Genomic DNA, 21,927 nt, shown 5'->3' on the forward strand with positions numbered 1-21,927 from the left:
GCCGCATGACCCCTCAGCCCTCCCCCCAGGCCGGCGCCGCCGTGAAGGCCGCGGACCGTGCGCACGTCTTCCACTCCTGGTCAGCGCAAGAGCTGATCGACCCGCTCGCCGTCGCCGGCGCCGAGGGGTCGTACTTCTGGGACTACGAAGGCAAGCGCTACCTCGACTTCTCCAGCGGACTCGTCTACACCAACATCGGCTACCAGCACCCCAAGGTCGTCGCCGCGATCCAGGAGCAGGCGGCGAAGATGACGACGTTCGCTCCCGCCTTCGCCGTCGAGGCGCGCTCGGAGGCGGCCCGGCTGATCGCCGAGCGGACGCCCGGCGACCTGGACAAGATCTTCTTCACCAACGGCGGCGCCGACGCCGTTGAGCACGCCCTGCGCATGGCCCGGCTGCACACCGGCCGCCCCAAGGTGCTCTCCGCGTACCGCTCGTACCACGGCGGCACCCAGCAGGCGGTGAACCTCACCGGTGACCCGCGCCGCTGGGCCTCCGACACCGGCACGGCCGGGGTCGTGCACTTCTGGGCGCCGTTCCTGTACCGCTCGCGCTTCTACGCCGAGACGGAGGAGCAGGAGTGCGCGCGGGCGCTGGAGCACCTGGAGACGACGATCGCCTTCGAGGGCCCGGGGACGGTCGCCGCGATCGTGCTGGAGACGGTCCCGGGCACCGCGGGGATCATGATGCCGCCGGCCGGCTACCTGGCCGGGGTGCGCGAGATCTGCGACAAGTACGGCATCGTCTTCGTGCTGGACGAGGTCATGGCCGGTTTCGGACGCACCGGCACCTGGTTCGCGGCCGACCTGTACGACGTCGTGCCCGACCTGATGACCTTCGCCAAGGGCGTGAACTCGGGGTACGTGCCCCTGGGCGGCGTCGCGATCTCCGGTGAGATCGCCGCGACCTTCGCCGAGCGGCCCTACCCGGGCGGTCTGACCTACTCCGGGCATCCGCTGGCCTGCGCCGCCGCCGTCGCCACGATCGACGTGATGGCGCAGGAGGGTGTGGTCGAGCACGCCGCCCGGCTCGGCGCCGAGGTCGTCGGACCGGCGCTGCGGGAGCTGGCCGAGCGCCACCCGAGCGTGGGCGAGGTGCGCGGGACCGGCATGTTCTGGGCGCTGGAACTGGTGCGGAACCGGGAGACCCGGGAGCCGCTGGTGCCCTACAACGCGACCGGCCAGGCGGCCGCCCCCATGTCCGCGTTCGCCGCCTCCGCCAAGGCCCACGGCCTGTGGCCGTTCGTGAACATGAACCGCACCCACGTGGTCCCGCCGTGCAACATCACCGAGGCGGAGCTGAAGGAGGGCCTCACGGCCCTCGACACGGCACTGTCCGTGGCGGACGAGTACACGGAGTAGGCGGGACGGGGCGAGGGGTCCGAGCGCGTAGGGTTGCGTGCTCGTACGCGGTAGACATGTGTACGAGCACGCCCCCGAACGCCGCTCCCGGACGCGTCACCTCCCCCACGACGCTCCGGCCGGCGCCCCGGACCCGACGAGGAGACGCCCGCCCATGCCCGGCCCCAGCGCCACCGGTGCCGTCACGCGCAGCACCCTGCGGCGGCAGATCGCCGACGCGCTTCGCGACGAGGTGCTGGCCGGGCGGCTCCAGCCGGGGCAGGAGTTCACGGTCAAGGAGATCGCCGAGCAGTACGGGGTGTCCGCGACGCCGGTGCGCGAGGCCCTGGTCGACCTGTCCGCGCAGGGGCTCCTCGACGCCGACCACCACCGCGGCTTCCGCGTCCACGAGTACTCGGTGGACGACTTCCGCGGCATGATCGAGGCCCGCAGCCTGGTGACCGACGGGATGTTCCTCGCCCTCGCCGCCGACCTGCCCGACCCGGCCGACCCGCGCATCGCCGCCTCCCTCGCCGGGGTCCGCCGACGCGGCGAGGAGGCCCAGCGCGCCGCCGCGGCCGGGGACCTGACCGTCCTGATCGGCTACGACCTGCGCTACTGGCGCGAGCTGGCCGCCCTCTTCGGCAACCCCTACCTCGCCGACTTCCTGCACCGGCTGCGCGTGCAGAGCTGGGTGTGCACGGTGCAGCACCTGCGCCGGCTCAGCGAGCTGCGCGGCGCGCTGTGGTCCGGGCACACCGAACTGGTCGACGCCCTCGCCCGCCGTGACGTCCCCGGCGCCCGCGCGCTGGTCGACGCGTACAACGGCCACTCGCTCGCCCTCATCGAGAGCCTCACGGCCGGATGACCAACGCCGGACGTGTCGTGCTCCGGCCCCAGATGGGTATGGGACCTGCACGCAACGCGCACCTACTACGCTGCCCTGACCACCGTGCTGTGTGAGGAGCCCTCTTTTGGCCTGTGACCTGTGGCTGGTACCGCTCGTCGACGTCTTGTGCCACACGCCGGACAACCCGTTCGCCGAGGAACTCGCGCAATACGACAAGGTGCTGGCCGAGGCCGGGCTGCCGCCGGTGCCCGTGTACCAGTACATGCCGGGTCTGTCCGGCGAGGTCGCGCCGGTGGCCGGTTTCGACTACGACGCACTGCATTTCCTGCGCCGGGCGTACCTCCTTCAGGTGTGCGGCCTTCCGGTGACCCCGGTGGACGAACTCGGCGGCGACTACGAGCAGTTGCTGGAAATGTTCGAGTCGACGGCCCAGCAGTCCCACCTCGTCTGGCACTACGACCACGCCGGCGCCTACGTCCCGGTCGACTTCCCGCACCCGCTCGCCGACGACGAACTCCTCGCCGGCGGCGGCCCGCTGGGCTCCGCGCACACCCTGCTGCGGGAACTGGAGGCCGTCGCCCCGGCCCTCGGCATCGACCCGGCCAACCCCCCGGCCCCGCCGCAGCCGCCGCTCGCCCCGACGGAGTTGGAGGAACCGGCCGTTCCCGCGCCGTACGACTCCAGCCCGTTCGCCCGGGAGCGCCATGTGTGGCTGGGCCTGCACGCCGCGGCGACGCGGAGCCTGGCGCAGGGGTCGATGATCGTCTTCAGCTGAGCCCGCGGGTCACCGCAGTCCGTCGAGGCCCTTGGCCAGGTCCTCGCGGTTCATGATCGGGCAGACCTCGACCTCGGCGTTCAACTCGGTGAAGAACGGCTCACCGACCCGGGGCATGTCCGAGTTGTCCTGCATGTCGAAGACCAGCAGGGCCGTCCGGCGCCCACCGAGGGCGCCGAAGTAGGCGGCCTCCGGCTTGATGTCGTCGAGCATCTTCTTCATGAGGTCCGGCATTCTGCCGCTGCGGACCAGGTCGTTCGACGTCTCCGTGTCCATCGTCGCCTTGAGCAGCATGCGCATCGCACTCACCTTCTTACACCGACGCGACGCGTGAAGCCTCGGCTCCAGCCTATGCCCGCGGGGTGCGGCCCGCTCAGCAGCTCCGGCCGAGCGACGTGGCTCCGTCACCGCACCAGGGTGATCCCCGGCGGCCACAGCACCCCGTCGGCCAGCAGCAGCGACGGTCCCAGGTGGACGGGGCACACCCGCAGCGGCGCCCGCAGGTGCCGGGCGACCTCGAAACGGGCGGGGTCGCCGCAGTCGCCGGGCCCGGTCTCGCCGCCGTACGGGCCCTGGCAGACAGCGGCGCGGTCACGGTCGGTCATGCCCCGATCCGACACCACCGCACGCGCCGCCGCCCGGCGGAGGGGGCCGAACGAAGGGCTACAGCGTGGTGTCGGCGTCGTCGAGGCCGATGCACTTGCGCTCCTGCGGGAGCCACTTCACGGCGGGGTCCAGGGCGGCGAGGATGCCGCCCACCTCCTCGCGCGGACCGGAGTACGTGAACTCCACGGCCGGTGAGCGGCCGTACGTGCGCAGTACGCTCACGCCGTCGCGCTTGAGCCGGGCCTCGTCCAGGACCCAGTCGACGCCGTCCGCGGTGACGCAGAGGTTGACGTTCGGCTGGAGTTCCTCGGCGCCGCAGCGGAACACCGCCTTCTGGCCGCCCCAGGACGCGACGCCGTTGCCGAGGGCCCAGTCGCGCGAGGCGCCGGGTATGCCGTCCGGGAGGCGGGAGACCACCTTGTCGCACTTGGGGTCGTCGGCGTGCGGGGCCGCGGAGACGCGGTGGCCGTCGACGTAGAAGGCGCCGCCCGTCACGGCGACGGCCGCCACGGCCAGCCAGATCCACGTCCGGGTGGTGGGCTTCCGCATGTTCCGCTCGCTCCGTGCTGTCGGTGGTGGCCGAGGCGGCCCTGGTGGCCCGGTGGCTCTGGTGGCCGTGCCGTCCGTGGTGGCCGTGGTGGCCGTGGTGGCCGTGGTGGCCGTGGCCCGTCCGTGTTGTCCGGCTCCTGCCGGTCCGGCCAGCGTATCCGCCGTCCGCACGCCGACGGCCGGGACCCCGTGCGGGGTCCCGGCCGTCGGTGCGCGAGCGCGGTGCGCGGGCGGTCTAGAGGAACGAGTTGATCTCGATCGTCTCGTCCCGGCCCGGACCGACGCCGATCGCGGAGATCGGGGCGCCGGACATCTCCTCCAGGGCCTTGACGTACGCCTGGGCGTTCTTCGGCAGGTCGGAGAACGACTTCGCCTTGGTGATGTCCTCGCTCCAGCCGGGCAGCGTCTCGTACACCGGCTTCGCGTGGTGGAAGTCGGACTGCGAGTACGGCAGCTCCTCGACGCGCTTGCCGTCGATCTCGTACGCCACGCAGACCGGGATCTGCTCCCAGCCGGTGAGGACGTCGAGCTTGGTGAGGAAGAAGTCGGTGAGACCGTTGACGCGGGTGGCGTAACGGGCGATCACCGCGTCGAACCAGCCGCAGCGCCGGTCACGGCCGGTGGTGACGCCGCGCTCGCCGCCGATGCGGCGCAGGGCCTCGCCGTCCTCGTCGAACAGCTCCGTCGGGAACGGTCCCGCGCCCACGCGGGTCGTGTACGCCTTGAGGATGCCGATGACCCGGCTGATCTTCGTCGGGCCCACGCCGGCGCCGGTGCAGGCGCCGCCCGCGGTCGGGTTCGACGAGGTGACGAAGGGGTACGTGCCGTGGTCGATGTCCAGGAGCGTGCCCTGGCCGCCCTCGAAGAGGACCACCTTGTCGTCGTCGAGGGCCTGGTTGAGGACCAGGACGGTGTCGGCGACGTACGGGGCGAGCTTGTCCGCGTAGCCCAGCAGCTCCTCGACGACCTGGCCGGTGGCGATGGCACGGCGGTTGTAGAGCTTGGTGAGCATCTGGTTCTTGACGTCGAGCGCCGCCTCGACCTTCTGGGTGAGGATCGACTCGTCGTAGAGGTCCTGGACCCGGATGCCGACGCGGTTGATCTTGTCGGCGTAGGTGGGACCGATGCCGCGACCGGTGGTACCGATCTTGCGCTTGCCGAGGAAGCGTTCCGTCACCTTGTCGACGGTGACGTTGTACGGCGTGATGATGTGAGCGTTGCCGCTGATCAGGAGCTTGGACGTGTCGACGCCGCGCTCGTTCAGCCCGCTCAGCTCGGAGAACAGGACCGACGGGTCGACGACGACGCCGTTGCCGATGACCGGCGTGCAGCCGGGGGAGAGAATCCCGGAAGGGAGCAGGTGCAGGGCGTACTTCTGGTCGCCCACGACTACCGTGTGGCCGGCGTTGTTGCCGCCCTGGTAGCGCACCACATAGTCGACGGAACCACCGAGCAGGTCCGTCGCCTTTCCCTTGCCTTCGTCACCCCACTGAGCACCGAGCAGCACAAGTGCGGGCACGCGCGTACACCCCTTCCGGGCGGGGCATGTCCATGGTCGAGGGCGTATGCGACGGATTTCCGCCACGTACACCGCGACCGTCGTTGGCCGCCAACCGTCGGACCGGGTGCCCCGGAATAGACGAAGCCCCTGGCGCAACAGCGCAAGGGGCTCTTGCACCAAGATGCTACCCGAGGAAGCGAGGCATGGCCGAGGTGGCGACTTCCGCGAGCTCTTCCGCGAACTCATCCGCGAGGTCCGATCCGCTTCTGGTGGTCGTCGATCCGGTCGCCCGACGGACGGACGGGGAGTCCGTCCGGATCGCGAAAGACGTGCTCAGCGCGGGTGCGTCGCACACGAAGGTGTGTCTGCCCGACGGTCCGGAGGAGTTCGCGCGGGCGCTCGGGCGACGCGGTTCGCGGCGCCCCGTGGTGGTGGGGGACGACAGCACCCTGCTGCGGGCCGTCGCCCTGCTGCACCGGCAGCGGGAGCTGGCGGAGTGCGCGCTGTCGATGGTGCCGGTGGGCCCGGCGCTCGGCCTCGCCCGCTCGCTGGGGCTGCCGACGGGCGCCGTGGCGGCGGCGCGGACCGTCCTCGACGGCGCGGAACGGCGCCTCGACCTGCTCGTCGACGACAGGGACGGGGTGGTGCTCGGGACGGTGGCGATTCCGCCGCTCCCGGTGCCGCTCCCGGGACGGGTACCGGGACGGGAGGACCCGGTCGCCGGCCCGGGAGGACCGGCGTCGCTCCGTCCCTGGCTGCGGACCTGCCAGTCGCTCGTCCGGACGCTGGCGTCCTCGCGTCCGGCCCGCACCGCTCTCGCGCCGGGGGCGGCCGGTCCGGCGCGGCTGCGGGTGGAGGTGGACGGCTCGACGCTGGTCGACCTGGACCAGCCGGTCGAGGGGGTGTCGGTGACGCCGGGCGCGGCGGGGGCGGCCGTGGTGGAGGTACGGCCGCTGTCGGTGGGCGCCCAGGCGTCGCCGCTGACGGTGAGCGGGCGGACGGTGACCGTGTCGGGGGCGCACTTCCGGTACCGGGCCGACGCGGTGGTGTGCGGGCCGGTGGGCACCCGGACGTGGGTGGCGCGCGAGGGGGCGTGGGGGCTGACGCTGCCGGCGACCTGAGCGGCGGGGCCGGGCGGCGGGCGGCGGGCGGCGGGCGGCGGCGGTCTCACCCCTGCCCGAAGGTCTTCTCCCGATGCACGCGCCAGCGTTCCATCATGGCCGCGATCTCACCGTCGACGAACTCGAAGAAGGCGAGCGTCTCGGCCATGCGCCGGCCCGCCGGAGTGTCGGCGCCGAGGCTGGTGACGCCCTCGCGCAGGGCGCTCTCCCAGCGCTTGAGGACGGCCTCACGGTTGGTGAGCGCCTCGTACCACTGGTTGCTGTGCACCCGGTAGCGCTCCCGGCGTGAGCCGGGTTCGCGCTCGCGCGCGACCATGTGCTGCTGCGCGAGGTACCGCACGGCGCCGGAGACGGCAGCCGGGCTGACCCGCAGGCTCTCGCCGAGTTCCGCCGAGGTCAGGGAGCCCGAGTCGGAGGCCAGCAGCGCGGCGAAGACCCGGGCCGGCATGCGCTGCATCCCGGCCTCCACGAGCTGGGCCGCGAAGCCCTCCACGAACTTCGACACCGCTTCGGGGTCGCGCCCCGGTTCCGCCTGCTCCGCTGACTGCCTCATCCTCCGATCATCCCTCACCCTCTTGACTGTTTCTTAACTTCACAAATTTCTGAAAGAAGCGTACTTTCCGAACCATGACGAAGGCAATCAGCGTCTCCGGACTCCACAAGTCGTTCGGACGCACCCGCGCGCTGGACGGGCTCGACCTGGAGGTCGAGACCGGCGAGGTGCACGGGTTCCTCGGCCCCAACGGAGCCGGCAAGTCCACCACCATCCGCGTCCTGCTCGGCCTGCTGCGCGCCGACCGCGGCGCCGCGCAGGTGCTCGGCCGCGACCCGTGGGCGGGCGCGGTCCAGGCACACCGCCGGATCGCGTACGTCCCGGGCGACGTGACGCTGTGGCGCAACCTCTCCGGCGGCGAGGTCATCGACCTCTACGGCCGGCTGCGCGGCGGACTGGACCCCCGCCGCCGCGCGGACCTGGTCGAGCGCTTCGAACTCGACCCGACCAAGAAGGGCCGCACGTACTCGAAGGGCAACCGGCAGAAGGTGGCCCTGGTGGCCGCCTTCGCCTCCGACGTCGACCTGCTGATCCTCGACGAGCCCACCTCCGGACTCGACCCGCTGATGGAGGAGGTCTTCCGGCGCTGCGTGGAGGAGGAACGCGAACGCGGGCGGACGGTGCTGCTCTCCTCGCACATCCTCAGCGAGGTCGAGGAGCTGTGCGACCGGGTCAGCATCATCCGCAAGGGGCAGACCGTCGAGAGCGGCTCGCTCGCCGACCTGCGCCACCTCACCCGGACCAGTGTCACCGCCGAACTCGCGGCCGCCCCGAACGGGCTGGCGCAGCTTCCGGGCGTGCACGACGTCGATGTCCGGGGGCACCGGGTCCGGCTCCAGGTGGACACCGGCGAGCTGGACGCCGTGCTCAGGTCGCTGAGCGAGACGGGCGTGCGGTCGCTGACGTCCACGCCGCCGACGCTGGAGGAGCTGTTCCTGCGGCACTACCAGGCCGGGGACGCGGTGTCCGGTGCGGAGGTGACGGCACGATGACCGCCACCGCCGGCGCCACCACCCCGGCCTTGACGACCACCCGGCGCAAAAGCTCGCGGCAACTGGCCGGCACCGGCACCCTGCTGCGCTTCGCCCTGCGCCGCGACCGCGTACTGATCCCCGTCTGGGTCGCGGTGAACGCCCTCATGGTGCTCTCCATGCCGAGCACCCTCGACGGCCTGTACGGCACCGCCGCCGAACGCGCCGACCTGCTGCGGCAGATGCGGACCAACTCCTCCCTGCGGGCCCTGGTCGGCCCCGTCTTCGGCGACGGTCTCGGCGCGCTCACCGCCTGGCGCGTCGGCCTGTACGCCGGCGCGCTCGCCGCCGTGACGAGCCTGCTGATCGTCGTACGGCACACCCGGGACGAGGAGGAGAGCGGGCGGCAGGAGATCGTCGTCTCCGCGGCGGTCGGCCGCCGGGCCCCGCTGACGGCGGCGCTGCTCACGGCGGCGGTCGCCAACGCCGCCCTGGCCCTGCTGATCACCGCGGGCCTGGCCGGGCAGGGGTCGGCCGGCGCGGCCGCCCTCGGCCTGGGCATCGCGGGCGTCGGCATGCTCTTCGCGACCACGGCGGCGATCGTCGCCCAACTGACCGAGAGCGCACGGCTCGCCCGGGGACTCACGGCGGCGGTGCTGGGTCTGGCCTTCGTCCTGCGCGCGGCGGGCGACTCGGGAACGGACGACGGGTCGTCGGTATGGACGTGGGTGTCGCCGCTGGGCTGGCTGTCGAACCTGCGGGCCTTCGCCGGTGAACGATGGTGGGTGCTGCTCCTGATCGTGGGCGCCGCGGTGGCGCAGGCGGCGGTGGCCTACGGGCTCGCCGGGCGCCGGGACCTCGGCATGAGCTTCCTGCCGACCCGCCCGGGACCGGCCGCCGGGCGCCTGCGGACGGCCGGTGCGCTGGCCTGGCGACTCCAGCGCGGCGGCGTCCTCGGCTGGAGCGTCGGCTTCCTCCTCGCCGGTCTCGTCTACGGCGGGGTGACGGAGGGCGCGGCCGACCTCGTCGGGGACAACGAGCAGGCCCGCGGCGTCATCGAGCGGATGGGCGGACAGGCCGGGCTCACCGACGCGTTCGTGTCGGCGATGGTCGGCATGCTCGGACTGGTCGCCGCGCTGTACGTGGTCGCCTCGGTGCTGCGGCTCAGCGGCGAGGAGACCTCCGGGCGCGCGGAACCGGTGCTCGCGGGCGCGGTGGGCCGGCTGCGCTGGGCCGCGGGGCACCTGGTGATCGCCTTCGGCGGTGCGGTGCTGCTCATGCTGCTCGCCGGGCTCGGCTTCGCCGCCGGGTACGGGCGGGACTCCGGGGCGATCATCGGCGCGTGCCTGGTGCAGCTGCCCGCGGTGTGGGTGATCGGCGGGGCCGCGGTCCTGCTGCACGGCCTGCTTCCCCGGGCGGCGCCGGCCGCGTGGGCCGTCGCGGGCGCGGTACTGCTCCTCGGCTGGGTCGGACCGGCCCTGGACGTACCGCCGGCCGTCCTCGACCTGTCCCCCTACGGCCACCTGCCGAAGCTGCCGGGAGGGCGGATGGACTGGCCGCCGGTGCTGGTGCTCACGTCGCTCGCGGTGGTGCTGGTGGGGGCGGGTCTGGCCGGCCTCCGACGGCGCGACCTGACGACGTGAGGTGACGGCGGGGCCTGATGACGTGTTCCGACGGCGGGGACCTGACGACGTGTGACGCCGGCTCGGGAGGCGGGCGCAACCGCCCGGGCGGGGGGAGAACCGCCCGGGCGGGTGGGAGCGTCGGGGCAGGTATGGGTCGGGATGCGGTGGCGGGCGGTGGGTGTGCGGTCTCGATCGCCGGGGCCGTGGGTGCGGTGGTCGTCTGGGGGCGGACCTCGCGGACCCAGCGGCACCTGGGCAACGGGTTCGAGAACAACGGGCAGGACTTCGGCGCCGTCCTCACCGAGCTGCCGCTGGTCTTCCTCGCCGGGGCCGTCGTGCCCGCCGTGCTCTGGGGGCTCGGCGCCTGGCTGCTGGGGCGGCGCCGGCGCCCGCGCTCGTCACAGTTCCACGCGTAGCCCCGTCAGTCCGCGCATCACGAAGTTCGGCCTGCGTTCCGGTTCCGCCGCCAGGCGCAGCGTGGGGGCGTGCTCCAGCAGGGACGCCATGGACGCCGCCAGTTCGATGCGGGCCAGCGGGGCGCCGATGCAGTAGTGGATGCCGGCGCTGAAGGAGATGTGCGGGTTGTCCCGGCGGGTGAGGTCGAGGCGGTCCGGGGCGTCGAAGACCGCCGGGTCGTGGTTGGCCGAACCGAACAGCATCGCCACCTCGGCGCCGCGCGGGAGGACCGTGCCGTCGATCTCGATCTCGTCGAGGACCCAGCGCTCGAAGAGCTGCAGCGGGGTGTCGTAACGCATCAGCTCCTCCACGGCGGACGGGACGAGGGAGGGGTCGGCGCGCAGGGCGGCCAGCTGGCCCGGGTGGCGGAAGAGCGCCAGCCAGCCGTTGGTGGTGGCGTTCACCGTGGCCTCGTGGCCGGCGTTCAGGAGCAGGACGCAGGTCGAGATCATCTCCTGCTCGGTGAGCCGGTCGTCGTCCTCGTCGTGCGCCGCGATCAGACCCGAGATGAGGTCGTCGCCGGGCTCCTTGCGACGCGCCGCGATCAGTGAGCGCAGGTACTCCGAGAAGTCGAGCGACGCGCGCACCGCCTTCGCCGCCGTCTCCTCGGACGGGTTCAGCTCGTACATCCCGCAGATGTCTGCCGACCAGGGGCGCAGCGGGGCACGCTCGGACTCCGGGATGCCCAGCATCTCGGCGATCACGGCGACCGGCAGCGGCTCGGCCACGTCGGTGAGCAGGTCGCCGCCGCCCGCCGCGACCAGCCGGGACACCAGGTCGTCCGCCAGCCCGTGCACGTACGGCTTCAGCCGCTCCACCGTGCGCGGCGTGAACGCCTTCGACACCAGACGCCGGATGCGGGTGTGGTCCGGCGGCTCCAGGTCGAGCATCCCGTGGTCGTTGAGCGTGTGGAAGGGCTCCTGCTCCGGCGGGGGCGCGGTGCGGCCGAAGTCCTCGTCCGAGAAACGGTGCCGGTAGGTCCGGCCGAGGCGGCGGTCGCGCAGCAGCGCCGAGACGTCCGCGTGGTGCGGCACCAGCCACTGGTCGCTCGGCTCGTAGTAGAGCACGCGCCCCCGCGCCCGCAGCTCCGCGAAGGCGGGGTACGGGTCGGCGAGGAACGCCGGGTCCCACGGGTCGAACGCGAGGTCGGACTCATCGGTTGCAGCCGTCATGGACGGACCATAGGAAACGAGGAGCCGCCCGCGGAAGGGGACGGACACGGCCGGAGGAGCGCCGGGCCCTCGTCGCCTGTCCCGGTTCGGCCATGGGGGCACAAGCAGGGGCAGACACACGTGTGTGTGGTGCGAGGCCGGTGCCGGTCAGCCCGGGTCACCGGCGGGTCCGGTCAGCCCGGGGTCACCAGGCGGGCCTCGTAGGCGAAGACCGCCGCCTGGGTGCGGTCGCGCAGGCCCAGCTTCACCAGGATGCGGCTGACGTGGGTCTTGATCGTCGACTCGGCGACCACGAGACGCTCGGCGATCTCCGCGTTGGACAGGCCCTGCGCGATCAGCACCAGCACCTCCGTCTCGCGCTCCGTCAGGTCGCCGTAGGCCGCCTGGGCCGAGGGCATCAGGCGCGGGGTCTCGGAGAGCTTGGAGAACTCGGTGATCAGGCGCTTGGTGATCGACGGGGCGAGCAGGGCCTCGCCGGCCGCCACCACCCGGACACCGTCCGCGAGCTGCCGGGCCGAGGCGTCCTTGAGCAGGAAACCGGACGCGCCCGCGCGCAACGCCTGGTACACGTACTCGTCGAGGTCGAAGGTGGTGAGGACCAGCACCTTCGACGTGCCGTCCGCCGCGACGATCTCCCGCGTCGCCTCGATACCGTTCAACTCGGGCATACGGATGTCCATCAGCACGACGTCCGGAGCGAGCTCGCGGACCTTCGCCACCGCCTCCCGGCCGTTGACCGCCTCACCGGCGACCTCGATGTCCGGCATCGCGTTCAACAGGACCGAGAAGCCCTCCCGCACCATCATCTGATCGTCGGCGATCAGCACCCGGATCGTCATGCGTCACCCTCGGCCTGAGCGGGGACCGGCAGGAACACCGCCACCTCGTACCCTCCGTCGTCCGTCGGTCCCGCCGTCATCTCACCATTCAGCATGGAGACGCGCTCACGCATCCCCGTGATGCCGTGCCCCGCCCCCGGTGACGGCTTGACCAGGGTGTTCTGCGGGACGGCGGTGTTGACCACCCGCAGGCCCAGGCCGCCCAGGACGTAGGAGACCTCGACCCGGGCCGTCGCGCCCGGCGCGTGGCGCAGGCTGTTGCTCAACGCCTCCTGCACGATCCGGTACGCCGAGAGCTCCACGCCGGGCGGCAGCTCGCGCACCGCTCCGGTCACCGCCTTGTCGACGGCCAGACCCGCATCGCGCACGTTGGCCAGCAGGGCGTCCAGGTCCGCGAGCGTGGGCTGCGGGGCGTCCGGGGCCTCGTAGTCCTCGGCGCGGACGACTCCCAGGACACGGCGCAGCTCGGTGAGGGCCGCCACCGCGTTCTCCCGGATGGTCGCGAAGGCGCGCTCCAGCTCCTCCGGCGGATTCTCCACCCGGTAGGGCGCGGCCTCCGCCTGGATGGCGACCACCGACATGTGGTGCGCGACCACGTCGTGCAGCTCGCGGGCGATGGTGGTGCGCTCCTCCAGCAGGGTCCGCCGGGAACGCTCGTGCGCGGTGACCGTCTGCTCGGCGGTCACCTGCTGCCGGGCGTCGCGCCGGATGTGCCAGACCGATATGAACAGCAGCGCGAAGGCGGTGAGGACCAGCAGCGGGGTGGAGTTGCTCCCGTAGTGCCCGGCGCCCCAGAAGGAGTCGTTGAGGAATCCGTACGCCGCGGTCAAGGTCCACATCCACGCGGCCGTCCGGGGCCGGGTGCGTATCGCCACGATCACCAGGACCACCGTGTGGCACAGGAAGGCGCCGGGCAGCCACGGCCACTCCCCCCAGCTGCTGCCGAGCAGCGCGACCACGGGGGTCGCCGCCATCGACATCCAGAAGGCACCGACCGGCCGGACCAGGGTGGCCAGCACCGGCGCCGCGCACACCAGCCCGCTCAGCAGGGCCAACGGGCCGTCGGTCGCCCCCTCGACCGCCCCGGCGTAGAAACACAGCAGGGCGAGGGCGGCCACCACGGCGTGCGGGAGGCGCGCCGCGTGGGGCTTCAGCCTGGCCGGCAGACGGCGGAACACCGGACCGTCCGTGCCGGCGCGGGGCAACGGCCGGTAGGCGAAGGCGTCGTGGAACAGGTCCTCGCGCAGCCCGCTGAGGGCATTCTCCGCCAGCCGGTACTCGGGGCTGCGCGATCGGCTCCCCTCTCCGGGGGGCGGGGTCCGCATCTGGGTCGTCTCGGTCACGTTGGCAACGGTAGGCGCAGCACGGGTACGGCGTCGTCACCAGTGAGAGGGGTCCTGACGCATCCGTCTCAGGTACTACGGGGGTGAGGACGGACAGCCCGCCTGCCCACCCACACGGCTCGGCACCACAGCACCACAGCACCGCGGCACCGCGGCACCGCGGCACCGCGACCAAAGGCTCAGAACCCCAGACCGAGACGTCAGTACCCCGACGGGCGCACCAAGCCCGACTCGTACGCGAACACCGCCGCCTGCGTGCGGTCCCGCAGGCCCAGCTTCACCAGGATCCTGCCCACGTGCGTCTTCACCGTCTGCTCGGCGACGACCAGACGCTGGGCGATCTCCGCGTTCGACAGGCCCTGCGCGATGAGGGCGAGCACCTCCGTCTCCCGCTCGGTCAGCTCGCCGACACGGGCCTTCAGCGGGGCGGGCGGCCGGTCGTCCAGCCGGGCGAACTCGGAGATCAGCCGCCGCGTGATCCCCGGCGCGAGCAAGGCGTCACCGGCGGCCACCACCCGGACGGCCTCGGCGAGCTGGTCGGCGGAGGCGTCCTTGAGCAGGAACCCGGAGGCCCCCGCACGCAGTGCCTCGTACACGTACTCGTCGAGGTCGAAGGTGGTCAGCACGAGCACCCTGACCTCGGGGGTCGCCGCGGTGATGCGCCGGGTGGCCTCGATACCGCCCAGCTCGGGCATGCGGATGTCCATCAGCACCACCTCCGGGGCCAGCTCGGCGACCTTGGCCACGGCGTCCAGGCCGTCCACCGCCTGCCCGATCACGTCGATGTCGGGCTGCGTGTTGAGCAGTACGGAGAAGCCCTGCCGGACCATCTGCTGGTCGTCGGCGATCAGCACGCGGATCAGGCGGCCGTCGCGGCTGGTCGTCGTCGTCATCTGGTGTCGTCCTCGGTCGGAGGGATGGGGGTGGGGTGAGGGACCGCGGGACGGCCGGGGGGAGGCGTGCGGTCGGAGGCGGAGGCGGGGTCGGCAGGAGAGGGGAGGTCGGGGCCGCGGGCGAGGTCGGGACCCGGGGCGAGGTCGTCGACCGGCAGGAAGGCCGCCACCTGGTAGCCGCCGCCCGGCATGGGGTGAGCCGTCAGCGTGCCGTCGAGCATCGCCACCCGCTCGCGCATGCCGAGCAGCCCGTGCCCGGCTCCCTGCGACGGTGGCGGTGCGTGCTTAGGCCGGGTGTTGGAGACCTCCACGCGCAGTCCGATCGGGAGGTGGGTGAGGTGGACCCGGGCACTCGCCCCGGGCGCGTGCCGCAGCACGTTGCTGAGCGCCTCCTGCACGATCCGGTACGCCGACAGCTCCACGCCGGGCGGCAGCGGTCTGCGGGTCCCGCTCGCACCGGTGGTGACGGTCAGCCCGGCGGCCCGGGTGTTCTCCACCAGGGCGTCGAGCCGGTCGAGGGTGGGCTGCGGGGCGTGCGGGGCGGCGTCGTCTCCCGTCGGCGTCTCCAGCGCGTCCGGGTGCTCGGAGCGCAACACGCCCAGCACCCGGCGCAGCTCGGTGAGGGCCTCCAGCGCGTTCTGCCGGATGCCGGCGAGGTTCTCCTTCAGCTCGTCCGGTGGGTCCTCGACGAGGAGGGGCGCGACCTGGGCCTGGATGGAGATCACCGACATGTGGTGGGCGACCACGTCGTGCAGCTCGCGCGCGATGCGGCCACGCTCCTCCAGCAGCGTGCGCCGGGCCCGCTCCTCGGCGGTCAGCGACGTCTGCTGCGCCAACTGCCTGCGGGCTTCCCTGCGGCCGCGCAGGGCGCTGCCCAGAAGGACCACGACCGTGAACAGTGCGACCGCCAGCCAGCCGGTGGGCTGGTAGTTCCGCGCGCCTATCAGTCCCTCGAGGATGTAGGTGACCAGCGCGCTCAGGGCGAAGGCCTCTACAGCCACCCGGGTGCGGACCCGCAGAGCGAGCAGCAGCAACACGAACATGTGAGCGATGAGCCCGGCCGCGGTCCATGGCCAGGTGAACTTGTAGTCCTCGGCGTCCAGCCGCACCGCGAGGGCCCCGACCACGGCGGCCGCCGTCGACAGCCACCAGGCGGGGAGCGGCCGCCACAGTGCGAGCACCATCGCGGACGCCTGCCCCAGAGCGATCACGAACGCGAACTCCGGCGCCAGCTTGCTGTGATCGTTGAGCTGGGCGGCGTCGCCGAGCAGCACCCCGAAGGCGGCCAGACACACCACCCCGTGCGGGAACCAGCGCAGCCACACCGATGGCGGCAGCGGGTCCGTCCGCCAGGTCCACAGGTCGTCGTGCAGCACGCCCCACGCGCGCCCGGCGCGGACACGTGACCGGTCCCACTGCCGTCTCCCCCATCGCGTCACGGGCCCCACCCTAGACATGGCGCACCCCTGGCGTCCTCGGGCGGCTATGGGGGCGATGCGTACGCACGACCGTCGAACGCCGGCGGCCCGTGCCGCGCTCACAGGTGCGGAAGGTGGCCCAGCAACCCGCCAGGACCAGCGCGAACACCGGCAGCCAGGCCAGCCGGGCCGCGACCCAGTCCAGACCGTCGGGACGCGTGTGCAGGCCGGGCAGGCGGCCCGCCGGCAGACCCAGGGCCGTCGTCGCCATCAACGCCGTCTGGTGCCAGAGGAAGATCGTCATCGCGGACAGGTTCACCAGCGCGACCGCCGCCCATGCCGCGGGGCGCCGCATCGCACGGCGCAGCCGCTCGCGCAGCAGCAGGGCGAGGCCGCACTGGGCCAGGCCGAAGGTGACGGCGGCCAGGGTCGGTGGGTTGAGGTTCGACACCGGCGCGCCGGGGACACCGACCATCGACGCCGGGTAGCCCGCCCAGGCGACGAGCGCCGCGGTCGCCGCCGCGCCGCCGACGAGCAGGATCCGGCCCGCATGGCGCCGGTCCAGCTCGCCGCGGGTCCAGGCGGCGCCGAGGGTGTAGGGGACGAGCCAGCCGGCCGCGAGGTTGACCCACCCCAGCCAGGACGGGGCGCCGAACCCGAAGCGCAGCAGGTCCACGTGGAGGACGACGACGAGCGGCCACAGCGGATGCAGCCGGGTCAGCAGCGGCGTCGCCGCCGTCAGCGCGGCGAAGACCAGCAGGAACCACATCGGGGACAGCGCCAGCTTCACCAGCGTGTGGACGGTCACGAACTCCGCGCCCGTCAGGAGCAGCAGCACCGCCGTCACCGCCCACAGACCGAGGACGGCCGCGACCGGCCGGAAGAGCCGGGACAGCCGGGCGGTCAACCAGCGGCCGTAGGAGTCGCCGCGGGCCCGGGCCGACGCGTACCCGCGGGTGGCGACGTGGCCGCCGACGAGGAAGAAGACGGCGAGGGTCTGGAAGGTCCAGGAGACCGGGGCCAGCCAGGGCATGTCCTGGAGGGGGCTGGCCGCGTGCAGGTCGGGGCCGTCGGCGACCAGGGCGGTCACCAGCCAGTGCCCGAGGACCACTCCGAGGATGGCGAAGGCTCGCAGGGCGTCGACGGCGCGGTCCCGGCCCTCGGGGGTGGCCGCGTCGAGGCGGGCGGCGGCGCGGCGCAGGGCGCGGCGGGAGAGCACCGGGGCCGGGTCAGCCATGGGTCACCTCCGCGGGCTCGCCCAGGGCGATCCGGGCCAGGTTCGTCAGGGAACGGGAGCCGGTGTCGAAGTAGTCGCTGTGGCCGCCGTCTCCGGCGTCGAAGACCCGGGCGCCGAAGTCCCGGGAGACCGGGTCGGTGCCGAAGCCGACCGTGCTGCCGAACAGGCGGGCGCTGACGTGCGGGACGTGCTCCACCCAGTCGTCGGCGCCCCGGCCCGCCCATATCCGGGCGTCGGTGTGCAGGCCGGCGGCGGTGTCGGCGCCGGTGCCGGGGCTGCCCACCAGGGCGATGTCGGCGACGTCCAGGCCGCCGGCGGCGCGGGCGCAGACCACCGAGCCGTAGGAGTGGCAGAGGAGGGCGAGACGGGTGGCCGGACCGGTGATCCGGTGCAGGTCGTCCACCAGGTCGCGCAGCGCGGGTGCGGCGCGGTCGGCGCGTGCGGTCGTGGCGACGGCGGTGCTGACGGTGCCCGGCGTCTCGTAGCCCAGCCAGGCCACGACGGCGGTACGGGTCCCCGCGGGAGCCTCGGCGCCGAGCTGCCGGTGCAGGGCGAGGGCGGCGGCCCGGAACCGGCCGTAGGTGTCGAGACCGGTGTCGGAACCCGGCACCAGCACGGCGACGCGGTCGGCCCGCGCGAGGTCGCCGAAGACCTCGGTGGCCAGCCCGGCGCCCCGGCCGTCGAAGGCGAGGAGGTGGCGGGAAGGGTCCGCCATCGCACGGTCCGCCGCTGCGCGGTGCCGGTCGCCGTGGTCGGCGGCCATCCGGGACGCCCGGGCCGCGTCGGCCCGGTGGACGGCGTAGATCTTGTCCAGCGTGCCGGCCGTCGGGGCCGCCGTCGAGGCGGGGGCCGGGGCGGGGATCTCGGGCCGCGCGGCGGCGGAGAGGGGGAGCACCACGGCACCGGTGATCAGGGCGGCGCAACCGGCGCGGCGCCATCTGTCCACCCGCCGCCGCCAACGTACCGTCGTCCCCGGCCTCATGGCCTCTCCCCTCCGCCACGCCCGTCCATCGGGCGCGTCTGAGAGGGAAGTTATGAATCGGGCCGGGTAACCCGCGTCCCGCCAGGGAACTCACCTGCGAGGTAGCTCTCAGGTATTACGGGTACGACGGCACCCGCCTTCCGCTCGTTCGAGCGGGTCGAGGACACTCCCGGCGGACGTGTTCACGTTCTTCGCGGCACACACCCTCCCCGCTCCCGCTCACCAGGCGAGCTGCGCGATCTCCTCCGCCACCACCGCGCACGCGTCCGCCACCGGGTCGATCAGCGGGTAGTGGCCCACGTCCTCCAGCAGCGTCACCCCCACCACCTCGCCGGCCTGCGCCGCCGCGTCGGCGTACGCCTCGGCCACCGCCTGCGGCACGTCCACGTCGGCACGGCCCTGCACGAGGGTCGTCGCGATCCCGGTGGGCAGCAGCAGGGCGGGATCGGCGTACGGCCGCCGCTCGGCGAACAGCTCGCCGCCGCCGAGCAGTTGCCGCGCCGCGCCACCGCACACGCCGAGCTTGTCGGCGACCTCAAAGTCGGCGATCGGGGCGAGGGCCACCACGCCCCGCAGGGGGGCCGGGCGGCCGGTCCGCCACGGGGCGTCCGCCGGCAGCAGATGCCGGGCGGCCGCCCACAGGGCGAGGTGACCGCCGGCGGAGTGGCCGGTGAGCACCGTACGGCGGACGTCGGCCCCCGGCAGGTGCCGTCGGACCAGCTCCGGCAGCGCGTCCAGCGCTGCGGCCACGTCGTCGAACGTGTCGGGCCAGCGCCCGGCCACAGGGCCTCCGGAGCCCCCGGCGTCGGGACCCTCGGCCCCGCGACGGTACTCGACGCTGGCCACGGCGAAGCCCCGCCCGGCCAGGAAACCGGCGAACGGGCTGATGTGGTGCCGGTCGTACGGAGCGCGCCACGAACCGCCGTGCAGGACCACCACCACGGGAGCGGCCGCGCCCGGTCCGGCTTCGCCGCGCGGCACGTAGAAGTCGATCACCTGGTCGGGGTGATCGCCGTAGCCGGCGGTGGAGTCGGGCGCGACGGCCGGGTGGGAGAGGGCCGATTTCTCCTCCGCGGCGTTCCTCGCTGCAGCGGTGCCCGGTTCTGCGGCGGCGTCCGGCATGCTCAACCTCTCAGCGACGAAACGGTGTTGGCGGACCGCGAGTGGGGAATCGGCCGTTGGCGGGACGTTATCAGGCCGGTGACGTGCGCGGACACGGGGATGTGACGCTGGGTGAGGACCGGACGAGCACGCGTCCGGCCCCCACCCCGCGGCTCGCCCCGGGCCCCTCCCGCGGCGGATCCCGGGGGGGGCCGTCCACGGCTCACCCCGGACCGAGCCCCGCCGCGCCGCGCCGGGCACCGTCCACCGCTCAGCCACCCCGGGACCCGGCCCCGCGGCCCATCCCGGGACCGAGTCCCACGGCGCACCCCCGGGACCCGCCCGCACGGCTCAACCCCGCCGGTGCCCGGCTCAGTCCGCCAGCGCCCGGGCCAGTACGCGCGCCGCCCGCTCCACGTCCGCGAAGCCGACGTACAGCGGGGTGAAGCCGAAGCGCAGTACATCGGGAGCGCGGTAGTCACCGACCACCCCGCGTTCGATCAGCCGCTTCATCACGTCGCCCGCGTCGTCGCAGCGCAGCGCGACCTGGCTGCCCCGCTCGGCGTGCGCCCGTGGGGTCACGGACTCCACCCGGCCGTCCGGGACGTACGCCTCGACACAGCGCAGGAAGAAGTCCGTCAGCGCGAGTGACTTGGTCCGCACCGCCGCCACCGAGACCCCGGCCTCGTCCCACACGTCCAGCGCCGCCTCCAGGGCGAGCAGGGAGAGGATGTCCGGCGTACCGACCCTGCCGCGCGCCGCGCCCGAGGCCGGCGCGTAGGCGGACCGCATGCCGAACGGCTCGGCGTGCGAGTTCCAGCCCGGCAGCGGGGAGTCGAAACGGGCCTGGAGGTCGCGGCGCACATACAGGAACGCGGGCGAGCCGGGGCCGCCGTTGAGGTACTTGTAGGTGCAGCCGACCGCCAGGTCGACGCCGTGCTCGTCGAGCCCGACCGGCAGCGCGCCCGCACTGTGGCACAGGTCCCAGACGACGTACGCCCCCGCCGCGCGCACCGCGGCCGTGAGCGCGGGCAGGTCGTGCAGCCGGCCCGTGCGGTAGTCGACGTGGTTGAGCAGCACGGCGGCGACGCGATCGCCCCGGTCCGCCAGCACCGACGGCACCTCGGCCGGGGTGAGCGGCCGCAGGGTGCACCCCGTCATCCGCGCCGCCGACTCGGCGATGTACCCGTCCGTGGGGAAGGTGCTGGCGTCGACCAGGATCTCGTCCCGGACCGGCCCGCCCCCACCGGTCCGGTCGCCGCCCCCGCCGGTCCGGTCGCCGGTCCGGTCGCCGGTCCCGTCACCGCCCGTGCCCGTCCCGCCGGTCGCACCGTCCGCCTGTGCCATGCGCACCGCGGCGACGAGCGCCTTGAAGACGTTGACGCTCGTCGAGTCGCCGACGACGACCTGCCCGGCGGCCGCGCCGACCAGCGGGGCGATGCGGTCGCCGATCCGCTCGGGCGCGGTCCACCAGCCGCTCTCCTCCCAGGACCGGATGCGCAACTCGCCCCACTGGCGCCGTACGACGTCCGCCACGCGCGCGGGGACGTGCGCGGGAAGGGCGCCGAGGGAGTTGCCGTCGAGATACGTGACGTCGTCGAGGACGAACCGCGCGCGCAGTGCGGCCAGCGGGTCGGCGGCGTCGAGTGCTTCGGCCGCGTTCTTGAGGTCGAGCGGTTCAGACATAGGACCGCGCCGTCCACAGCTCGGGGAACACGTTGTTGCGGGCCCGCTTCTCCAGCCAGGCCACCCCGGCGGAGCCGCCCGTGCCGGTCTTGGAGCCCATCGCGCGGCGGGTGGCGACCAGGTGGTCGTTGCGCCAGCGCCACACCAGCTCCGCGACGTCGGTGAGGGCCTCGCCGAGGCGGGCCAGCTCGCCGTTCTGGTCGCCGGAGTAGACGGCCGTCCAGGCGGCCTCCACCTCGGGGGCGGCCTCGTACTTCCGGGTGACGTCACGCTGGAGCACGGCGTCGGGGATGGCGTGGCCGCGCCGGGCGAGCAGCCGGACCACCTCGTCGTACAGGCTCGGCTCGTGCAGCGCCTTCTCCAGTTCCGCGTGGACGCGCGGGGCGCCGCGGTGCGGGACGAGCATGGACGCGGACTTGTCGCCGAGGAGGAACTCCAGGCGGCGGTACATCGCCGACTGGAAGCCGGAACCCTCGCCGAGGGCGGACCGGTAGGAGTTGAACTGGGCGGGCGTGAGACCCGCGAGCGGCGTCCAGGAGGCGTTCAGCGCCTCCAGCTCCCGCACCGAGCGCTTGAGCGCGTCGGTCGCCACCGGGATCCGGTCCTCGCGCAGGGCGCGGGCCGCGGTCTCCCACTCGTGGACGATGACGGTGAACCACAGCTCCATGACCTGGGTCGTGACCAGGAAGACCATCTCTCCGGGATCGTCGGAGAGGGTGTGCTGGAGGTGGGTGAGCACGTCCGCCTTGACGTAGTCCTCGTACGGCGTGCTGCCCTCGAAGTCGAGATTCGGGGCGTCGTGGGACATCGCTGTCTCCTGATGGCACTACGGGTAGCGGTCCGCCCTGCCGTTACCGGCACGGGGCCCCGGTCCCCACACGGCATCCTCCGCAATGGTCGCAGGAAACC

At 73.4% G+C, this 21,927-nt stretch carries 22 protein-coding genes; 7 read left to right on the forward strand and 15 right to left on the reverse strand.

The features are described 5' to 3' along the window. Positions 1-5: 5 nt before the first annotated feature. The 3 genes from ACIBCJ_RS10240 to ACIBCJ_RS10250 all read left to right on the forward strand — a co-directional run bounded on the left by ACIBCJ_RS10240 (position 6) and on the right by ACIBCJ_RS10250 (position 2,965). Complete coding sequence (locus tag ACIBCJ_RS10240) at positions 6-1,361, forward strand: aspartate aminotransferase family protein (protein ID WP_362099803.1); 1,356 nt, start codon at positions 6-8, stop codon at positions 1,359-1,361. 154 nt (positions 1,362-1,515) lie between these two features. Beyond that, positions 1,516-2,208 carry a GntR family transcriptional regulator gene (locus tag ACIBCJ_RS10245; protein ID WP_362099800.1) on the forward strand — a complete coding sequence of 231 codons (693 nt, stop codon included), beginning with the start codon at positions 1,516-1,518 and terminating at the stop codon, positions 2,206-2,208. A 106-nt stretch (positions 2,209-2,314) separates the two neighbouring features. Further along, positions 2,315-2,965, forward strand: coding sequence for a hypothetical protein (locus tag ACIBCJ_RS10250; protein ID WP_362099797.1), 651 nt, complete (start codon positions 2,315-2,317; stop codon positions 2,963-2,965). Between the two features lie 9 nt (positions 2,966-2,974). Here the strand turns inward: ACIBCJ_RS10250 and ACIBCJ_RS10255 are convergent, their stop codons facing one another. From ACIBCJ_RS10255 to ACIBCJ_RS10270, 4 genes are all read right to left on the reverse strand, one after another. Continuing rightward, positions 2,975-3,265: a hypothetical protein gene (locus ACIBCJ_RS10255; RefSeq protein WP_362099794.1), complete on the reverse strand. Its 291-nt coding sequence runs from the start codon at positions 3,263-3,265 to the stop codon at positions 2,975-2,977. A gap of 104 nt (positions 3,266-3,369) precedes the next feature. Next, a complete protein-coding gene (locus ACIBCJ_RS10260) occupies positions 3,370-3,570 on the reverse strand; it encodes a hypothetical protein (RefSeq protein WP_362099792.1) in 201 nt (66 codons plus the stop codon). A gap of 58 nt (positions 3,571-3,628) precedes the next feature. Next, complete coding sequence (locus tag ACIBCJ_RS10265; protein ID WP_362099789.1) at positions 3,629-4,120, reverse strand: DUF3515 family protein; 492 nt, start codon at positions 4,118-4,120, stop codon at positions 3,629-3,631. A 235-nt stretch (positions 4,121-4,355) separates the two neighbouring features. Continuing rightward, positions 4,356-5,639: an adenylosuccinate synthase gene (locus tag ACIBCJ_RS10270; RefSeq protein WP_003975310.1), complete on the reverse strand. Its 1,284-nt coding sequence runs from the start codon at positions 5,637-5,639 to the stop codon at positions 4,356-4,358. Between the two features lie 185 nt (positions 5,640-5,824). Between ACIBCJ_RS10270 and ACIBCJ_RS10275 the strand changes: the two genes are divergently transcribed. Then, entirely contained in the window at positions 5,825-6,742 is a 918-nt protein-coding gene (locus ACIBCJ_RS10275; RefSeq protein WP_362099784.1) for a diacylglycerol kinase family protein, read from the forward strand. A gap of 46 nt (positions 6,743-6,788) precedes the next feature. Here the strand turns inward: ACIBCJ_RS10275 and ACIBCJ_RS10280 are convergent, their stop codons facing one another. Beyond that, complete coding sequence (locus ACIBCJ_RS10280; RefSeq protein ID WP_362099781.1) at positions 6,789-7,295, reverse strand: MarR family transcriptional regulator; 507 nt, start codon at positions 7,293-7,295, stop codon at positions 6,789-6,791. Between the two features lie 74 nt (positions 7,296-7,369). Here ACIBCJ_RS10280 and ACIBCJ_RS10285 point away from each other — a divergent pair, with 74 nt between their 5' ends. From ACIBCJ_RS10285 to ACIBCJ_RS10295, 3 genes are all read left to right on the forward strand, one after another. Beyond that, positions 7,370-8,287 (forward strand): ABC transporter ATP-binding protein, encoded by a 918-nt coding sequence (locus ACIBCJ_RS10285; RefSeq protein WP_365979380.1) that lies wholly within the window; start codon positions 7,370-7,372, stop codon positions 8,285-8,287. Beyond that, a complete protein-coding gene (locus tag ACIBCJ_RS10290) occupies positions 8,284-9,909 on the forward strand; it encodes an ABC transporter permease (RefSeq protein ID WP_365979381.1) in 1,626 nt (541 codons plus the stop codon). The genes ACIBCJ_RS10285 and ACIBCJ_RS10290 overlap by 4 nt, the downstream gene beginning before the upstream one ends. 131 nt (positions 9,910-10,040) lie before the next feature. Further along, positions 10,041-10,307: a hypothetical protein gene (locus tag ACIBCJ_RS10295; RefSeq protein ID WP_365979382.1), complete on the forward strand. Its 267-nt coding sequence runs from the start codon at positions 10,041-10,043 to the stop codon at positions 10,305-10,307. Here ACIBCJ_RS10295 and ACIBCJ_RS10300 read toward each other — a convergent pair. The 10 genes from ACIBCJ_RS10300 to ACIBCJ_RS10345 form a co-directional block, all read right to left on the reverse strand. Next, entirely contained in the window at positions 10,290-11,519 is a 1,230-nt protein-coding gene (locus ACIBCJ_RS10300; RefSeq protein WP_365979383.1) for a cytochrome P450, read from the reverse strand. The two genes, ACIBCJ_RS10295 and ACIBCJ_RS10300, sit on opposite strands and share 18 nt — an antisense overlap. Positions 11,520-11,692: 173 nt before the next feature. Then, a complete protein-coding gene (locus ACIBCJ_RS10305) occupies positions 11,693-12,358 on the reverse strand; it encodes a response regulator transcription factor (RefSeq protein ID WP_362099766.1) in 666 nt (221 codons plus the stop codon). Continuing rightward, positions 12,355-13,701 (reverse strand): histidine kinase, encoded by a 1,347-nt coding sequence (locus tag ACIBCJ_RS10310; RefSeq protein WP_362099763.1) that lies wholly within the window; start codon positions 13,699-13,701, stop codon positions 12,355-12,357. The genes ACIBCJ_RS10305 and ACIBCJ_RS10310 overlap by 4 nt, the downstream gene beginning before the upstream one ends. Before the next feature lie 200 nt (positions 13,702-13,901). Beyond that, positions 13,902-14,594, reverse strand: a complete 693-nt coding sequence (locus tag ACIBCJ_RS10315; RefSeq protein ID WP_365979384.1) for a response regulator transcription factor — start codon at positions 14,592-14,594, stop codon at positions 13,902-13,904. Continuing rightward, positions 14,591-16,051, reverse strand: a complete 1,461-nt coding sequence (locus ACIBCJ_RS10320) for a sensor histidine kinase (RefSeq protein ID WP_365979385.1) — start codon at positions 16,049-16,051, stop codon at positions 14,591-14,593. Before ACIBCJ_RS10320 ends, ACIBCJ_RS10315 begins: the two co-directional genes overlap by 4 nt. Then, positions 16,044-17,249, reverse strand: coding sequence for an acyltransferase (locus ACIBCJ_RS10325; protein ID WP_365979386.1), 1,206 nt, complete (start codon positions 17,247-17,249; stop codon positions 16,044-16,046). Before ACIBCJ_RS10325 ends, ACIBCJ_RS10320 begins: the two co-directional genes overlap by 8 nt. Further along, positions 17,242-18,231 (reverse strand): alpha/beta hydrolase, encoded by a 990-nt coding sequence (locus ACIBCJ_RS10330; RefSeq protein WP_365979387.1) that lies wholly within the window; start codon positions 18,229-18,231, stop codon positions 17,242-17,244. The genes ACIBCJ_RS10325 and ACIBCJ_RS10330 overlap by 8 nt, the downstream gene beginning before the upstream one ends. A gap of 219 nt (positions 18,232-18,450) precedes the next feature. Next, a complete protein-coding gene (locus ACIBCJ_RS10335; protein WP_365979388.1) occupies positions 18,451-19,353 on the reverse strand; it encodes an alpha/beta hydrolase in 903 nt (300 codons plus the stop codon). Positions 19,354-19,704: 351 nt separating this feature from the next. Further along, positions 19,705-21,018, reverse strand: coding sequence for an aminotransferase class V-fold PLP-dependent enzyme (locus ACIBCJ_RS10340; protein ID WP_365979389.1), 1,314 nt, complete (start codon positions 21,016-21,018; stop codon positions 19,705-19,707). Then, positions 21,011-21,826 carry a tryptophan 2,3-dioxygenase gene (locus ACIBCJ_RS10345; protein WP_365979390.1) on the reverse strand — a complete coding sequence of 272 codons (816 nt, stop codon included), beginning with the start codon at positions 21,824-21,826 and terminating at the stop codon, positions 21,011-21,013. Before ACIBCJ_RS10345 ends, ACIBCJ_RS10340 begins: the two co-directional genes overlap by 8 nt. Positions 21,827-21,927: the final 101 nt, after the last annotated feature.

The sequence above is a fragment of the Streptomyces sp. NPDC051136 genome, assembly GCF_044455745.1.
In the GTDB taxonomy this organism is placed as follows: Bacteria; Actinomycetota; Actinomycetes; order Streptomycetales; family Streptomycetaceae; genus Streptomyces.

Excerpts from the sequence above, each read along its gene's own strand:
- ACIBCJ_RS10240 (WP_362099803.1), top strand. The coding sequence starts at position 6 with ATGACCCCTCAGCCCTCCCCCCAGGCCGGCGCCGCCGTGAAGGCCGCG.
- ACIBCJ_RS10245 (WP_362099800.1), top strand. The coding sequence starts at position 1,516 with ATGCCCGGCCCCAGCGCCACCGGTGCCGTCACGCGCAGCACCCTGCGG.
- ACIBCJ_RS10255 (WP_362099794.1), bottom strand. The coding sequence starts at position 3,265 with ATGCGCATGCTGCTCAAGGCGACGATGGACACGGAGACGTCGAACGAC.
- ACIBCJ_RS10260 (WP_362099792.1), bottom strand. The coding sequence starts at position 3,570 with ATGACCGACCGTGACCGCGCCGCTGTCTGCCAGGGCCCGTACGGCGGC.
- ACIBCJ_RS10265 (WP_362099789.1), bottom strand. The coding sequence starts at position 4,120 with ATGCGGAAGCCCACCACCCGGACGTGGATCTGGCTGGCCGTGGCGGCC.
- ACIBCJ_RS10275 (WP_362099784.1), top strand. The coding sequence starts at position 5,825 with ATGGCCGAGGTGGCGACTTCCGCGAGCTCTTCCGCGAACTCATCCGCG.
- ACIBCJ_RS10280 (WP_362099781.1), bottom strand. The coding sequence starts at position 7,295 with ATGAGGCAGTCAGCGGAGCAGGCGGAACCGGGGCGCGACCCCGAAGCG.
- ACIBCJ_RS10285 (WP_365979380.1), top strand. The coding sequence starts at position 7,370 with ATGACGAAGGCAATCAGCGTCTCCGGACTCCACAAGTCGTTCGGACGC.
- ACIBCJ_RS10290 (WP_365979381.1), top strand. The coding sequence starts at position 8,284 with ATGACCGCCACCGCCGGCGCCACCACCCCGGCCTTGACGACCACCCGG.
- ACIBCJ_RS10295 (WP_365979382.1), top strand. The coding sequence starts at position 10,041 with ATGGGTCGGGATGCGGTGGCGGGCGGTGGGTGTGCGGTCTCGATCGCC.
- ACIBCJ_RS10300 (WP_365979383.1), bottom strand. The coding sequence starts at position 11,519 with ATGACGGCTGCAACCGATGAGTCCGACCTCGCGTTCGACCCGTGGGAC.
- ACIBCJ_RS10305 (WP_362099766.1), bottom strand. The coding sequence starts at position 12,358 with ATGACGATCCGGGTGCTGATCGCCGACGATCAGATGATGGTGCGGGAG.
- ACIBCJ_RS10315 (WP_365979384.1), bottom strand. The coding sequence starts at position 14,594 with ATGACGACGACGACCAGCCGCGACGGCCGCCTGATCCGCGTGCTGATC.
- ACIBCJ_RS10320 (WP_365979385.1), bottom strand. The coding sequence starts at position 16,051 with ATGTCTAGGGTGGGGCCCGTGACGCGATGGGGGAGACGGCAGTGGGAC.
- ACIBCJ_RS10325 (WP_365979386.1), bottom strand. The coding sequence starts at position 17,249 with ATGGCTGACCCGGCCCCGGTGCTCTCCCGCCGCGCCCTGCGCCGCGCC.
- ACIBCJ_RS10330 (WP_365979387.1), bottom strand. The coding sequence starts at position 18,231 with ATGAGGCCGGGGACGACGGTACGTTGGCGGCGGCGGGTGGACAGATGG.
- ACIBCJ_RS10335 (WP_365979388.1), bottom strand. The coding sequence starts at position 19,353 with ATGCCGGACGCCGCCGCAGAACCGGGCACCGCTGCAGCGAGGAACGCC.
- ACIBCJ_RS10340 (WP_365979389.1), bottom strand. The coding sequence starts at position 21,018 with ATGTCTGAACCGCTCGACCTCAAGAACGCGGCCGAAGCACTCGACGCC.
- ACIBCJ_RS10345 (WP_365979390.1), bottom strand. The coding sequence starts at position 21,826 with ATGTCCCACGACGCCCCGAATCTCGACTTCGAGGGCAGCACGCCGTAC.